Source organism: Anaerococcus lactolyticus ATCC 51172 (assembly GCF_000156575.1).
Lineage (GTDB): Bacteria > Bacillota > Clostridia > Tissierellales > Peptoniphilaceae > Anaerococcus > Anaerococcus lactolyticus.
Genome location: NZ_GG666128.1, coordinates 1 through 241, shown reverse-complemented (window position 1 = coordinate 241; position 241 = coordinate 1). Strand labels below are relative to the sequence as shown.

Sequence of the window (241 nt, the reverse complement as noted above, 5' to 3'; positions counted from 1 at the left end):
GTGAAAGGCAAGCTGTACATCAAGACCACGGTTGCCAGATGAACGAGTACGACTCGGCCAAGATGGCCGACGTGCTTGCCGCCAGCGATGGCCTGGAACTGACCGACAGCCCGGACGACGCCGACGTCATCCTGGTCAACACCTGCTCCATCCGCGAAAAAGCGCAGGAGAAGGTGTTCAGCCAGCTGGGCGTGTGGAAGGGCCTGAAGAACAAGGGCCGCGAGGTCATCATCGGCGTGGG

The 241-nt window shown here is 61.4% G+C and carries 1 pseudogene; it reads left to right on the top strand.

Features of this window, described 5'->3' with window-relative positions:
* Positions 1-38 precede the first annotated feature (38 nt).
* Positions 39-241 (top strand): annotated as a pseudogene (locus HMPREF0072_RS11515) (tRNA (N6-isopentenyl adenosine(37)-C2)-methylthiotransferase MiaB); the annotation flags it as partial.